15 protein-coding genes are annotated in these 12,969 nt (G+C 69.7%); 8 read left to right on the top strand and 7 right to left on the bottom strand.

What is annotated here, in order from left to right; all coding sequences use genetic code 11:
• Positions 1-108 precede the first annotated feature (108 nt).
• Positions 109-729 (top strand): LON peptidase substrate-binding domain-containing protein, encoded by a 621-nt coding sequence (locus NI2_RS29555; protein WP_067497587.1) that lies wholly within the window; start codon positions 109-111, stop codon positions 727-729.
• A 13-nt stretch (positions 730-742) separates the two neighbouring features.
• Here NI2_RS29555 and NI2_RS34195 read toward each other — a convergent pair whose 3' ends face one another.
• Positions 743-901 carry a hypothetical protein gene (locus tag NI2_RS34195; RefSeq protein ID WP_157104699.1) on the bottom strand — a complete coding sequence of 53 codons (159 nt, stop codon included), beginning with the start codon at positions 899-901 and terminating at the stop codon, positions 743-745.
• A 93-nt stretch (positions 902-994) separates the two neighbouring features.
• Between NI2_RS34195 and NI2_RS29550 the strand changes: the two genes are divergently transcribed.
• Complete coding sequence (locus NI2_RS29550) at positions 995-1,402, top strand: QcrA and Rieske domain-containing protein (protein WP_067497539.1); 408 nt, start codon at positions 995-997, stop codon at positions 1,400-1,402.
• A gap of 39 nt (positions 1,403-1,441) precedes the next feature.
• Here NI2_RS29550 and NI2_RS29545 read toward each other — a convergent pair whose 3' ends face one another.
• The gene (locus NI2_RS29545) at positions 1,442-1,909 is read right to left on the bottom strand and encodes a VOC family protein (RefSeq protein WP_067497536.1); all 468 of its coding nucleotides are present in this window, start codon (positions 1,907-1,909) and stop codon (positions 1,442-1,444) included.
• A gap of 116 nt (positions 1,910-2,025) precedes the next feature.
• Between NI2_RS29545 and NI2_RS29540 the strand changes: the two genes are divergently transcribed.
• A complete protein-coding gene (locus NI2_RS29540; protein WP_067497534.1) occupies positions 2,026-2,874 on the top strand; it encodes a TIGR03619 family F420-dependent LLM class oxidoreductase in 849 nt (282 codons plus the stop codon).
• Positions 2,875-3,037: 163 nt separating this feature from the next.
• Here NI2_RS29540 and NI2_RS29535 read toward each other — a convergent pair whose 3' ends face one another.
• Both NI2_RS29535 and NI2_RS29530 read right to left on the bottom strand, forming a co-directional pair.
• The gene (locus tag NI2_RS29535) at positions 3,038-3,748 is read right to left on the bottom strand and encodes a hypothetical protein (RefSeq protein WP_067497531.1); all 711 of its coding nucleotides are present in this window, start codon (positions 3,746-3,748) and stop codon (positions 3,038-3,040) included.
• Entirely contained in the window at positions 3,745-4,692 is a 948-nt protein-coding gene (locus NI2_RS29530) for a hypothetical protein (protein WP_243750121.1), read from the bottom strand. Before NI2_RS29530 ends, NI2_RS29535 begins: the two co-directional genes overlap by 4 nt.
• A 92-nt stretch (positions 4,693-4,784) precedes the next feature.
• Between NI2_RS29530 and lspA the strand changes: the two genes are divergently transcribed.
• From lspA to NI2_RS29515, 3 genes are all read left to right on the top strand, one after another.
• A complete protein-coding gene (lspA, locus tag NI2_RS29525) occupies positions 4,785-5,390 on the top strand; it encodes a signal peptidase II (RefSeq protein ID WP_067497581.1) in 606 nt (201 codons plus the stop codon).
• 70 nt (positions 5,391-5,460) lie between these two features.
• Positions 5,461-6,387, top strand: coding sequence for an RluA family pseudouridine synthase (locus NI2_RS29520; RefSeq protein WP_067497526.1), 927 nt, complete (start codon positions 5,461-5,463; stop codon positions 6,385-6,387).
• A 94-nt stretch (positions 6,388-6,481) separates the two neighbouring features.
• A complete protein-coding gene (locus tag NI2_RS29515) occupies positions 6,482-7,153 on the top strand; it encodes a hypothetical protein (RefSeq protein ID WP_067497578.1) in 672 nt (223 codons plus the stop codon).
• 20 nt (positions 7,154-7,173) lie between these two features.
• Here the strand turns inward: NI2_RS29515 and NI2_RS29510 are convergent, their stop codons facing one another.
• The 3 genes from NI2_RS29510 to NI2_RS29500 all read right to left on the bottom strand — a co-directional run bounded on the left by NI2_RS29510 (position 7,174) and on the right by NI2_RS29500 (position 10,862).
• The gene (locus NI2_RS29510) at positions 7,174-7,650 is read right to left on the bottom strand and encodes an AMP-binding protein (RefSeq protein WP_084476960.1); all 477 of its coding nucleotides are present in this window, start codon (positions 7,648-7,650) and stop codon (positions 7,174-7,176) included.
• Complete coding sequence (locus NI2_RS29505; RefSeq protein WP_067497520.1) at positions 7,553-8,371, bottom strand: PhzF family phenazine biosynthesis protein; 819 nt, start codon at positions 8,369-8,371, stop codon at positions 7,553-7,555. Before NI2_RS29505 ends, NI2_RS29510 begins: the two co-directional genes overlap by 98 nt.
• A 70-nt stretch (positions 8,372-8,441) precedes the next feature.
• Positions 8,442-10,862 carry a cation-translocating P-type ATPase gene (locus NI2_RS29500; RefSeq protein ID WP_067497517.1) on the bottom strand — a complete coding sequence of 807 codons (2,421 nt, stop codon included), beginning with the start codon at positions 10,860-10,862 and terminating at the stop codon, positions 8,442-8,444.
• A gap of 35 nt (positions 10,863-10,897) precedes the next feature.
• Between NI2_RS29500 and rarD the strand changes: the two genes are divergently transcribed.
• Positions 10,898-11,812 carry an EamA family transporter RarD gene (gene rarD, locus NI2_RS29495; RefSeq protein WP_067497514.1) on the top strand — a complete coding sequence of 305 codons (915 nt, stop codon included), beginning with the start codon at positions 10,898-10,900 and terminating at the stop codon, positions 11,810-11,812.
• A 118-nt stretch (positions 11,813-11,930) separates the two neighbouring features.
• Positions 11,931-12,863, top strand: a complete 933-nt coding sequence (locus tag NI2_RS29490; RefSeq protein ID WP_067497510.1) for an ADP-ribosylglycohydrolase family protein — start codon at positions 11,931-11,933, stop codon at positions 12,861-12,863.
• The last annotated feature ends 106 nt before the right edge of the window (positions 12,864-12,969 follow it).

The following is a 12,969-nucleotide window of genomic DNA, read 5'->3' as shown; positions in this document are numbered from 1 at the left end:
GGCGATCGCCAAGGCATGAACGCCCGGGACCAGGACTCTCGGCTCCCCGGCGAGTCCGAACACGGACAACGTGATCGAAACCGGCATGCTGTGACCGTGGAGATTCCGATGTTCCCCCTGGGTACCGTGCTGCTGCCCGGTGAGCCGTTGTCCCTGCAGATCTTCGAGCCACGGTATGTGGCGCTGGTTCGCGACTGCCTCGACGGCAGTCGCGAACCGGAGTTCGGCGTAGTGCTGATCGAACGTGGCAGTGAGGTCGGCGGTGGCGACGTGCGCACCGACGTGGGTGTGCTCGCCCAGATCACCGATGTGACCGAACTGCCCGGCGACCGGTTCCGGCTGCGCTGCCTGGGCACCGAACGCCTGCGAGTTCAGCAATGGCTCCCCGACGACCCGTACCCCCGCGCCGAGACGTCGGTCTGGCCGGACGAACCCGGCGCCGACGACACCGCCCTGCTGGAGGACCTGCGCGAGCGCGCCACCCGCCTCCACGACCTCACCACCCGCCTCGCCCTGCGCAGCGGCATCCGCCACCCACCACCGTCGGCCACCCTCGACCAGCTCCCCACCGACCCCACTACCCGCTCCTACACCCTCGCCGCCGCCCTCCCCATCTCCCTCACCGACCGCCAAACCGCCCTGACCGCCCCCGACCCCCACACCCGCCTCACCCACCTGTCGACAGCCCTCGACGACGCCATCGCCATGGTCGAGTTCCGCCTCCAATAGCGTTGCGCGGCACTCAGGTGCGCGGCACCGGGCGATGCGGCGAACGGGTCGGCCCCTCGGGATTCGCCAGGCACCGTTCGATCGCACCGAAGACCTCGAACACCTCGGGTGCCTCGAAGGCGCGATTGCGGCGCCCGACCGTGAGCTGACCGAGGACGCCCGCCTCGACCAAGCCTGGCCCGAGTGTCGTTCGAACTGGGAGGGCATTCGTGCCGTTGTCTGAGGGAAGAGCGGAATCGGCCGCTCGAGGTTCGAGGAGGCGGCGATGAGCGGTGATGTTGTGGTGGGGCGACGGAGTGTGGTGGTGGGCGCCGGGGTGCTGGCCGCGGTGGCGGTGGTGCCTGCTTGTGGGGGTGGGGGTGGGTCGGGGGCGCCGGGGGCGCCTGCCGCGCCGGGGACGGCGTTGGCCAAGACCGGGGACGTGCCGGTTGGGGGTGGGGTGATCGTCGGCGACACCGTGATCACGCAGCCGACGGCGGGGGCATTCGTCGGGCTCTCGGCGATCTGCACGCATGCGGGGTGCAAGGTGACGTCGGTGAAGGACGGGGTGATCGTGTGCCCGTGTCACGGCAGCCGGTTCGAGCTGGACGGGGCCGTGCGTGGCGGGCCCGCGCGCAACCCATTGCCTACGAAACCGGTTCGGGTCGAGGGGGATTCGATCGTCCCCGCATAGCGGTCGCGCCGGACTCCGGTCCGGAGCCCGGCGGTGCGCTCAGCTCGCGTTCATCATCTCGGCCATGCGCCGGTCCATTTCCTCCGGCGACACGTCCTCGATGTGGGTGGCCACGGTCCAGCGGTGGCCCCACGGGTCCTCGAAGGAGCCGGTGCGGTCACCGTAGAACTGGTCGGCCATCGGGGTGATCTCCGAGGCGCCTGCTTCGAGGGCGGCGGCGAAGACGGCATCGGCGTCGGGAACGTAGACCATCAGGTTCACCGGCGAGCCGCCGATGGCTTTCGGGTCGACGAAGCCGATGTCGGGAACAGGGTCGCCGACCATCAGTACGGAGTCGCCGATCAGCAGTTCGCTGTGGACGATCGTGCCGTCGGGGCCTGGCATGCGCATGCGTTCGGTGGCGCCGAGGACGGAAATGTAGAAATCGAGCGCGTCCGCGGCTCCCGCACAGGCAATGCCGGGACAGATGGCCGGATAACCAGCGGGAATGGGTGACACATCGGACATCGGATACCTCCGGGTCGACGGTATTGCTCGGATGCCGTCGAGCCTATTCCGCTGTCGCCCGCACCGGAACCCTGGTAGAACTTGTTTCAGTTTTGACTATTCAGGAGGGCCGGGGCGTGCGGTACGGGATCGTGTTGTTCACCAGTGACCGGGGCATTACGCCCGCCGACGCGGCCTCGGCCGCCGAGCAGGCGGGATTCGACGCCTTCTACGTGCCCGAGCACACCCATATCCCGGTGGTCCGGGCCGCGGCGCATCCGCAGACCGGCGACTCCTCGCTGCCCGACGACCGCTATCTGCGCACACTCGACCCGTGGGTCGCCCTGGCCACCGCCGCCGCGGTCACCAGCCGGATCACGCTGTCGACGGCGGTGGCGCTGCCCGCCGAGCACCACCCGATCACCCTGGCCAAATCCATCGCCTCGCTCGACCACCTCAGCGGCGGCCGGGTGGAGCTCGGTGTCGGCTTCGGCTGGAACACCGACGAGCTCGCCCACCACGGCGTGCCCGCCAACAAGCGCCGCACGGTGCTGCGCGAACACCTCGACGCCATGCGGACGCTGTGGTCGAACGAGGAGGCCGAGTTCGACGGCGACTTCGTGAAGTTCGGGCCGAGCTGGTCGTGGCCGAAGCCGGTGCGCGCGGGAGTTCCGGTGCTGCTCGGCGCGGGCGGCACCGAGAAGACCTTCACCTGGCTCGCCGCGCACGCCGACGGCTGGATCACCACTCCCACCGAAGACGACCTCGGCGCGAAAATCGAACTGCTGCGGCGTGTCTGGAAGGAAGCCGAGCGCGAGGGCAGCCCGCGCGTGATCGCCCTCGCGGGCAAACACAATGCCGAACAGCTCGCCCGGTGGGCCGATCTCGGTGTCACGGAGGTTGTCTTCGGACTGCCGGACCGGGACGCTGCCGAGGTGACCGGCTACATCGCGCATCTCGGCGGAAAGCTCGGCCTGCTCGGCTGACGAGCGGGCCCACTCCGGCCGCACCTGTCACACCTGCTGCCGCCGCTCCGGCCGCACCAGTAGCTCGTGCGGCCCGCTCCGGCCGCCGGTTATACCTGTGCGGCTGACCAACTGCTCCGGTCCTTCGGACGCGCCGGGGTGGAGCCCGACCGGCGGTCGCCGCTCAGCCGCGCAGCTTGCGCACCTGAGCCGCCGTGAGGTCGGCCAATACGCCGGGATCGACTTCTTCCGGAGCGGTCACGACCACCTGGACCAGAGTGTTGCCCACCTGAACGAGTGAGGTGGCCGAAGTCAGGGTCAGGCCCTCGCTCGTGGCGGTCAGGGTGAACGCCGAACCCGCGTCGCCGACCGGTGGCTGGTCCAGCGGGGCGGTCCGGTAGTCGATGCGCACGCCCGCGTCGTCACCGGTGTAGCTGGTGCAGCGGCGTGGTCTGGATTGCAGCGAGTCGAACGCGGCGGCGAGGGCGGTGTCGGGATAGCTCGCGGCATCGATGTCGATGGTGGCGAAGCTCGGTCCGGCGAATTGGACCGAGGCGGCGGCGGCCGAGCCGGGCCACTGCTGGGCGATCGGTGTGAGCAGCCTGCCGCAGTCGGCGGGGTCGGTCGGCGCGTCGGCGGGCACCGCGGTGTCGTCGCCCGCGCGGCGCGGCGGGACCGCCGTGAATTCGCCGGGCAGGTCGGTGGCCGCGAGCAGGCCCGCGGTCAGCTGCGCCTGATCGCGCACGACGGGTCCGGATCCGGGAGCCACCGCGGCGGGCGAGGGCCAGGTCGTCGCACAGGACGCGCCGCAATCGTCGGACGTCGACGAGCACGCTGCCAGCGCGGCACAGGCGGAAGCGACCGCGCCCGCGCGGGCCAGGGCCGATCGCATCATTCGGTCCAGGAAATGCGGGTCGATTGGGTCTGCACGAGCGTGCTGACGCTGCGCGGATCGTGATAGGTCTGCTGACCGCCCACCTCGATGGCACCCGAAACGGGCAGCGGCAGACCGAGATCGACGGTGATCGTGCCCGCGCCCTGCATCACGTAGTTCTGGATGTCCAGGGCGCCCGCGTTGTTGGGCAGCGTCCAGACGTTTCCGGTGGGGGTCTGGTTCACCTGCAGGTCGATGGTGAGCCGGTCGCCGTCGCGGCTCACCAGGGTCGCGGTGGTGACCTGATCGAGGGTTACGCCGCCGGTGATCTGCTGATGCACGGTCCACACCGCGCCGACTCCGACGGGCTCGTCGGGGAACGCAACGGACTGGTACACCGCCTGGTAGAACGCCTGCTCGAGCGCGGCCCGCGCCGAATTGGGCGTCTCGGGTGAGGGCGCCATCCGCAGTTCGGTGATGGCACCGAGGTCGCTCATCGCGAGCCCGGCCTGGGAACCGTCGGCATTGGTGAACGCCTTGTTCAGCGCCGGGTCGGGGGTGGTGACGGTGCCGACCGTCAGATCCACGCCGTCGACATCGGCGCGCGCGGTCATCGGGATGGTGAGCGCGGCGGGCGAGAAGTCGCGCACCGGTTGGTCGTTGACCTGCTGCTGGATGCGGTAGTCGGTGCGCAGCGTCACCTCCTGGGTCGCGCCGATGCTGTAGAGGGGGCGCAGCCGGCTGCGCGGCTCGTCGCCCGGGGAGACGACGGTGGCGACCGCGGCGGTGATCGGCACGGTCACTTCCTTGCCGATGCCGAGCGGCTCGAGGCCCTCGGAATCGGCGGTCGACGGCGACCGATCGGCGCACCCGGCACCGAAGGTCGCGAACCCGAGCACGAGCGCCACCAGAAACACCCCGGGGCGCGCGATGCGGGGTAAGCGAGAACTAGACAACACCGTCACAGCGATCAGGGTACGACCGCTTCCTGAGGAACTGCTGGGACTCCGGCCGGTCCGCGACGCGGCTCCGCGAACGACTAAGGAATGATGGACACGTGAGTGAAGACCGGTCAACCGACAACGCTGCTGTCCCCGAGGCAGACGACGACCACGTCGCACCGGCAACCGATGCCGCCACCGCCGCCGAACCCGCAGGTCGCAAGCGGTTGACGATGCTGCTGATCATCGCCGCAGTGCTGTTCTCCCTCGACCTGCTGACCAAATGCCTGGCGGTGGCCTATGTCGCGCCGGGTGAGTGGGTACCGATCATCGGCGACTTCGCGGGCCTGAAGCTGGTGCGCAACCCGGGTGCGGCGTTCTCCATGGCGACCGGCATGACCTGGCTGCTGACCCTGATCGCGGCCGCGGTGGTGATCGGCGTGATCCGCATCGGGCGCACGTTGCGTTCGCTGTGGTGGGCCATCGGGCTCGGCATGGTGCTCGGCGGGGCGATGGGCAACCTGGTCGACCGGCTCTTCCGCTCCCCTGGTCCGCTGCAGGGACACGTGGTCGATTTCGTCGCGATCGGCTGGTGGCCAGTGTTCAACGTGGCCGACTCGGCCATCGTGTGCGGGGCGATCCTGTTGGTCGCGCTCACCGTCTTCGGCTTCGAACCCGACGGCACCCGCAGCGGCCGCAAACATACCGAGAAGACCGCATGACCGAGTCGAAGCCAGGAGGCGGCCTGCGCATCGACGGAGCGCCCCTCGGGCAGGCGCAGGAGGACGCAGTATGAGGGAAACCAGGACTATGCCCGTACCCGACGGGTTGGACGGGATGCGGGTGGACGCGGGCTTGTCCCGGTTGCTCGGCCTCTCGCGCACGGCGGTTGCCGCGCTCGCCGAGGAAGGATCGGTGCAGCTCGACGGTGTCGCCGCGGGCAAGTCCGACCGGCTCACCGCGGGCGCCTGGCTGGAAGTGATCTTCCCCGAACCCAAACGTGAACTGACCGTGGAAGCGGCCCCGGTGGAGGGGATGAAAATCCTCTACGCCGACGACGACATCGTCGCGGTGGACAAGCCGATCGGCGTCGCCGCGCACTCGGGTGTCGGCTGGACGGGCCCGACCGTGGTCGGCGGACTGGCCGCGATGGGGTACCGCATCTCGACCTCCGGCGCGCACGAACGGCAGGGCATCGTGCACCGCCTCGATGTGGGCACCTCCGGCGTGATGGTCGTCGCTCAATCCGAACACGCCTACACGATGCTCAAGCGCGCCTTCAAGGAACGCACGGTCGACAAGCAATACCATGCTCTCGTGCAGGGACACCCCGATCCGAGCAGCGGCACCATCGACGCGCCGATCGGGCGTGCGCGCGGCAACGACTGGAAGTTCGCCGTCACCGGCGACGGCAGGCCGAGCATCACCCACTACGACACCATCGAGGCGTTCCAGGCGGCGAGCCTGCTCGACGTGCACCTCGAGACCGGGCGCACCCATCAGATCCGCGTGCATTTCTCCGCGATCCGTCACCCCTGCGCGGGTGATCTCACCTACGGCGCCGATCCGACGCTGGCCAAGCGGCTCGGGCTGGAACGGCAGTGGCTGCACGCGCGTCAGCTGGGTTTCCACCACCCGGCCGACGGGCGCTGGCTCGAGATCACCAGCGAGTATCCCGCCGACCTGGCGGGCGCCCTGGACGTATTACGCAATGCCTGACGACCCGCGGTCGTCCGAACCGGCGTCGACGACGGCGCCGGACGACCGCGGGGATCTCGTCGCGCCGACTGTCCCGCCCGAAGAAGTAGCGGGCGTGGACGATCCGACCGGTCTGTCGGGACGGTCGAAGGTGGTGCTCGGTGCGGCGGCGGTGCTGGCCGTGGTGCTGCTGATCGTGGCGTTCACCCGTCCGCACGCGGCGGGTCACGTGGCGACCGATCGCCTGGGGCCCGCGCAGGGCGAGCAGGTCGACGACTACCTCGCCGACGCTCGGGCCTCCCTCGACGGCACCGATGTCGATCCGCGCTGGGCGCTGGTGTCGTTCACGGAATACCAGACGCCACAACAGCTTCCGGGTATTGCCGACGGGTTGCGGATTTCCGGGGTGATCCAGCACGTGCCGATCGATCGGGTGCAGACGCCGGTCGTCACCGTCGCCACGCCCGCCGGTGACGAACCCGCCGTGCGCTCGGGCGAAGCGGCGGCTGGACTGCTCGAATCGCAGCAAGTGCGGGACGGCCGTAGCGCCGAGGTGGTGCGCGTGAGCGCTTCCCGGCTGCGCGGCGGCTGCGCGTGCACGGCCGGGGTCGTCGTCCGTGGGACTCTGCCCCAACTCCGCGATCTCGCCGCCGCACCGGGAGTGCGTGCGGTGCAAGCACTTCCGGCCGACGCCGTCGCCGGGCGCTTCGCGGTGAGCCCGCTGCTGCCGGAGAACACCGGGACGATCACCCCTACCCCCGACGACGGTCCCGTTCCCGCCGAGTAGGGCACACACAGTGTGCCCGCTCAGCACGTCACCGATCGGACCGGCACAGAGTCGCCCCTCCCGACAGGCGCCCGCGTTCGCCGACGGAGGACGAGCGCCGCCGCACCCCGCACCGGAGTGCCGATGGTGACCGGCTCCGTCGCCGACAGCGGGCCGGAACCCGTTGCCCAGATGGTGTATTCGGTCGGGCCGTACAGGTTGACCATCGTCCGCCCGTCGGTGCCACCGCACCACCGCGCGACCAGGTCGGGACCGACCGCTTCGCCTGCCACCGCGAGGACCCGCACACTCGACACTCCGGCGGGATCGATGGTGGACAGTGCCGAGGGGGTGATCACCATGTGGGTCACACCCTCGGCCGCGATGAGTTCGGCCAGGGCTGATGGCTTGTGCTCGGCTTCAGTCCGGCAGGGTGACGACTCCGTCGAGATACCGTCTGCATCGCCCAAGGAGCAGGACCCGGTTGTCGGCCAGTTCGCCGCGCAAGGTGCCGCCACGGCGGGACAGCTGGCGGGCGGTGAGGGTGGAGCGTCCGAGTTCGCGGGCCCAGAGGGGAACCAACTGTGCGTGGGCCGAGCCGGTGACCGGGTCTTCCGGAACACCGACGCCGGGGCCGAAGAAGCGGGACACGAAGTCGCTCGAGCGACCGGGAGCGGTGAGGACCGCGCCGCGCGGCAGCTGCGGGAAGGCACCGAAATCGGGTGCGGCCGAACGCACTTGGTCTTCGTCGGCGACCACGATGATCTCGTCCTGGCCGGTGTAGGCGCGCACCGGGGTGACGCCGAGCGCCGCGACCAGGACGGGATCGGGGTCGACCTGGACCGAGGCGAGGGCGGGCAGGTTCAGGACGTATTCGTCGTCGTCGGTGCGGTCGACGTGCAACCAGCCGGAACGGGTGTAGAAGCTGACGCGGTCGTGTTCGGGGTGGATGTCGGAGATGATCTGAGCGGCCGAGGCAAGGGTGGCGTGCCCGCACATGTCCACCTCGACCGCCGGGGTGAACCAGCGCAGGTGGAACGCGGGCCACTCACCGGGCGGGCCGCCTGCCTCCGGGGGTAATTGGGAGGTGTAGAACGCCGTCTCGGCGAGGTTGTTCTCCTCGGCGAGCTGTTGCAGCAATGTGTCCGGCAGCCAGGTGGGCAACGGCATGACCGCGGCCGGGTTGCCCGAGAACGGCGCGTCGGCGAAAGCGTCGATCTGGTGCAGCAATACCTCCATAACCGGCAAAGGTACTCCAACACCGAAACTTCGCCCGGCACAAGGGTTCTCGAGGCGCGCCCGGCCCCGGTTACGCCCCCTGCGCCCCGACCGGCGGGACGAGCTTGCCCGCGTTGCCGGCCAGTCGCGCCTGCACCCACCAGGCCAGCTCCACCAGCACGATGCCGACCACACCGCACACCACCGCGGCCAGGGTGAGCCTCGGATTCGACGGGTCGAGCTTGAAGAACTCGCGGGTGAACGGAATCGTGAACAGCGCGACATAGGCCAGCACCGACACCGCGATCAGCACCACCTTCCACCACACGTACGGGCGCGCGACCAGAGCGAGCACCCACACCGCGATCATGATGAGCGTGATCAGCGCGGTGGTCCCGGCCTGCACCCGCTGCGTCTCCGATGCCTCGGGGCCCGCGTACGCGATCAGGTAGGCCACGAACGTCGCGACACCGATCACCACACCCGAGGGCACCGCCAGCCGCATCACCCGGCCGACGAACCCGGTGCGGGCCCGCTCGTTGTTGGGCGCGAGCGACAGCACGAACGCCGGAATGCCGATGGTGAACCAGGCCGCGATGGTCACGTGGCGCGGCAGGAACGGATAACCGATGGGGTCGTAGCCGAAGATCTGCGAACCCACACCCGCCAGGCCCACCAGGAACGCCAGCAGCACCGAGTACACGGTCTTGGTGAGGAACAGATTCGACACCCGCTCGATATTGCCGATGACGCGTCGCCCCTCCCCCACCACGTACGGCAGGGTCGCGAACTTGTTGTCCAGCAACACGATCTGGGCCACCGCGCGGGTGGCCGGGCTGCCCGCGCCCATGGCGACGCCGATGTCGGCGTCCTTGAGGGCGAGCACGTCGTTGACGCCGTCACCGGTCATGGCGACGGTGTGGCCGCGCGACTGCAGGGCGCCGACCATGGCGCGTTTCTGGTCGGGGCGCACCCGGCCGAAGGTGGATTTCCCGTCGAGCACGTCGGCGAGTTCGTCGCGGTCCTCGGGCAGGCGGCGTGCATCGACGGGATCGGATCCACCGGGCAGGTCGAGCGAGGCGGCGACCGCGCCGACCGAGACGGCGTTGTCGCCGGAGATCACCTTGATGGAGACATGCTGGCTCGCGAAGTATTCGAGGGTGTCCTTGGCGTCGGCACGCACCTTCTGTTCGAGCACGACGAGGGCGGCGGGCTCCACCCGGCCCGGCGCGTCGGGGGCGTCGACCGGGCGGTCACCGCGCGCGAGCAACAGCACCCGCAGACCTTGGGCACCCACCTGCTCGGCGTGCGCGGCGGTCTCGGAGGTGGGATCGAGCAGCACGTCGGGTGCGCCGAGGAGCCAATCACCCTGGGCGCCATAGGAAATGCCGCTCCACTTCTTGGCCGAGGAGAACGGGGCGACGGCCGTCCCGGTCCAGTCCGGGCGGTCGGGCAGCGCCTCGCCGATGGCCTGCACACTGGCATTGGGACGTGGATCGTCCGCCGCCAGCGCGGCGAGTACCTGACGCACGCTCGCCTCGTCGAAGGAACCGAGTGGTTCGACGCGGGCCAGGCGCATGCCGTTCTCGGTGAGGGTGCCGGTCTTGTCCGCGCACACCACGTCGACACGGGCCAGGCCCTCGATGGCTGGCAGCTCCTGCACCAGGCAGTTGCGTTTGCCGAGGCGGACCACACCGACCGCGAAGGCGATGGAGGTCATCAGCACCAGGCCCTCTGGAACCATCGGCACCAGGGCCGCGACCATGCCGGTCACCGCCGGGCGCCACGACTCGCCGCTGGAGACGAGCTGGTTGTAGATGCTGAGCAGGCCGGCCGGAATCAGCAGGTAGGTGATGAATTTCAGGATCTTGTCGATACCCGAGCGCAGTTCCGAGTGCACCAGGGTGAACTTGCTGGCCTCTTCGGCCAGCTTGGCGGCGTAGGCGTCCTTGCCGACCTTCGTCGCGCGGTAGGCGCCCGAGCCCGACACCACGAAACTGCCCGACATCACGTGGGCGCCGACACCCTTGTCGATCGGATCGGCCTCGCCGGTGAGCAGCGACTCGTCCACCTCGAGAGCGGCGGCCTCGGTCACCTCGCCGTCGACCACGATCTGGTCGCCGGGGCCGAGCTCGATCAGGTCGTCGAGCACCACCTCCCCCGGGGCGATCTCCTTCGCGACGCCGTCGCGACGCACGGTCGGCATCGCCTGGCCGACGATGGCCAGCTGGTCGAGGGTGCGCTTGGCGCGTACCTCCTGGATGATGCCGATCGCACTGTTGGCCACGATGAGCAGCCCGAACATGCCGTCGATGATCGAACCGGTCGACAGCACGAGCAGGAAGAGCACACCGAGGATGGCGTTGATGCGGGTGAACACGTTCGCGCGAACGATCTCGCCGACCGACCGGCTCGCCCGCGCGGGCACGTCGTTGGTCTGACCGTCACGGCGCCGCTGTTCGACCTCTGTTGCGCTGAGCCCGGTGGCGGGCTCCCGCACGGATATGGACATGCCCGACAGGCTACGTCAGTCGTAACATGGGATGAATGCAGCCAAGAACGTCCCCGCCCGGTGTCGTCTTCGGGACGGGGGCTTATCTGATCTGGGGTCTGTTTCCGGCGTTCTTCGGGCTGCTGGCGTTCGCGTCGGCCGTGGAGGTGGTGGCGCAGCGGATCATCTGGACCTTGGTCGTCGTGGTGCTGGTGTTGCTGCTCAGCGGGCGACTGCGGGAGATGCGGGCAATCGACGCGCGGACCTGGCGGCTGGCGGCGGTCGCGTCGGCGGCGATCTCGATCAACTGGGGCGTCTACGTGTTCGGGGTGATCTCCGGGAATGTGGTGGAGTGCGCGCTCGGGTACTTCATCAATCCGCTGGTGACGGTGGCGTTCGGGGTGGTGTTCTTCCGGGAACGGCTCTCCCGGGCGCAGTGGGCCGCGCTCTCGCTCGGTGCGCTGGCGGTGGTCGTGCTCACCGTCGACTACGGTCGACCACCGGTGATCGCCCTGGTGCTGGCATGTTCGTTCGCCACCTACGGCCTGGTGAAGAAGGTGATCCGGCTCGACGCGCTGCGCGGGATCGCCGCCGAGGGTATGGTCGCCGCCCCGTTCGCACTGGCGTTCGTGATCGTCTTGCTGGCCACCGGGCGCAGTGAGTTCACCTCCAGCCCCGCCCATTTCGGGCTGATGATGGCCACCGGGCCGGTCACCCTGATCCCGCTGCTGCTGTTCGCCGTCGCCGCCCAGCGGGTGCCCCTGTCGACCATGGGCATCCTCCAGTACCTCACCCCCGCCCTCCAGATGGCCTGGGGCGTCGCGGTGATGCACGAACCGATGCCGCCCTCCCGCTGGATCGGTTTCGCCCTCATCTGGACCGCGCTGGCCGTCTTCACCACCGACGCCCTCCGCCGAGCCCACCGCAACCGCCACCCCGCTCCCCAGCCCGCCGAAAGCCTGGACGCCTGACCACCACACTTCTGTGGCGCGATTTCAGCCCAACGTCGGCTGCGGCGGCAGCGGTGGTGGTGGATTATCAGAGCCGACCGAGCGGAGTGTGGCGGTACGGTCGGGTCGACTGGTTGTGATGAAAGGGGTGGATGCTGTGCGGGATTCGGGCTTTGCGGATCGGGTGGCCGGGGTGCTGGTTGGGACGGCTGCCGGGGACGCGCTGGGGGCGGGGTACGAGTTCACCAAGCCCGGGGCCGATGTGGTGATCGACATGATCGGCGGTGGGCCGTTCAACTGGGCGCCGGGTGAGTGGACCGACGACACGTCGATGGCGTTGGTGGTCGCCCAGGCCGCGTCGCAGGGGCCGGGGATCGACCTGGACGCGGTGGCCGAGGGGTTCGTTCGCTGGTACGACACCGATCCGCCGGATATCGGCAATCAGACCAGGGCGGTGCTGTCGATGAAGCCGAGCTCGGCGCTGGACATGCAGGCGGCGGCTATGTCGCTGACCGGGCGGACCGGCGGGAACGGGTCGCTGATGCGCACGGCGCCCGTGGCGCTCGCCTACCTCGACGACGCGGCCGAATGCGTGGCGGCGGCCGGGCGCGTCGGCATGCTCACCCACTACGACGAACAGGCGGTCGAAGCCTGCAAGATCTGGACGTATGCCATCCGGCACGCCGTCCTGCACGCGAACTTCGACGGCGTGCGCGAATACGTCCGCGGCTCAGCGTATTCCGAATACTGGACCGCCCGCCTCGACGAGGCCGAACACGGCACCCCCGCCGACTTCCCCAACAACGGCTGGGTCGTCCACGCCCTGCAGACCGCCTGGTGGGCCATCACCACCACCGACAGCTCGTCGCCGACCCATCTCGCTCTCGCCCTCGAGGCATGCGTCCGCGCGGGCAACGACACCGACACCACCGCCGCCATCGCAGGCGGCCTCCTCGGTTCCCGCTGGGGCGCCTCCGCCGTCCCCACCCGCTGGCGCGACGTCCTCCACGGCTACCCCGGCCTCACCGGCACCGACCTCCCCACCCTCGCCCACCGCATCATCCCCACCTGACACCCGCGCAGACGCAACCCCGCCCAGTCACGCAGGTTCCGCCCAGATGCCCTGGGCGTCGGCGGCGACCGCGCACATCGGGGCCACCGCTGCCACTGGACAACCG

Source organism: Nocardia ignorata NBRC 108230 (genome assembly GCF_001612905.1).
GTDB lineage: Bacteria > Actinomycetota > Actinomycetes > Mycobacteriales > Mycobacteriaceae > Nocardia > Nocardia ignorata.
This window is presented reverse-complemented; position numbering and strand designations above follow the sequence as displayed.

Bases quoted from the DNA above. Each gene is read 5' to 3' on its own strand.
- NI2_RS29555 (WP_067497587.1), top strand. From the start codon at position 109: ATGTTCCCCCTGGGTACCGTGCTGCTGCCCGGTGAGCCGTTGTCCCTG.
- NI2_RS29550 (WP_067497539.1), top strand. From the start codon at position 995: ATGAGCGGTGATGTTGTGGTGGGGCGACGGAGTGTGGTGGTGGGCGCC.
- NI2_RS29545 (WP_067497536.1), bottom strand. From the start codon at position 1,909: ATGTCCGATGTGTCACCCATTCCCGCTGGTTATCCGGCCATCTGTCCC.
- NI2_RS29535 (WP_067497531.1), bottom strand. From the start codon at position 3,748: ATGATGCGATCGGCCCTGGCCCGCGCGGGCGCGGTCGCTTCCGCCTGT.
- NI2_RS29520 (WP_067497526.1), top strand. From the start codon at position 5,461: ATGAGGGAAACCAGGACTATGCCCGTACCCGACGGGTTGGACGGGATG.
- NI2_RS29505 (WP_067497520.1), bottom strand. From the start codon at position 8,371: ATGGAGGTATTGCTGCACCAGATCGACGCTTTCGCCGACGCGCCGTTC.
- NI2_RS29500 (WP_067497517.1), bottom strand. From the start codon at position 10,862: ATGTCCATATCCGTGCGGGAGCCCGCCACCGGGCTCAGCGCAACAGAG.
- rarD (WP_067497514.1), top strand. From the start codon at position 10,898: ATGCAGCCAAGAACGTCCCCGCCCGGTGTCGTCTTCGGGACGGGGGCT.
- NI2_RS29490 (WP_067497510.1), top strand. From the start codon at position 11,931: ATGAAAGGGGTGGATGCTGTGCGGGATTCGGGCTTTGCGGATCGGGTG.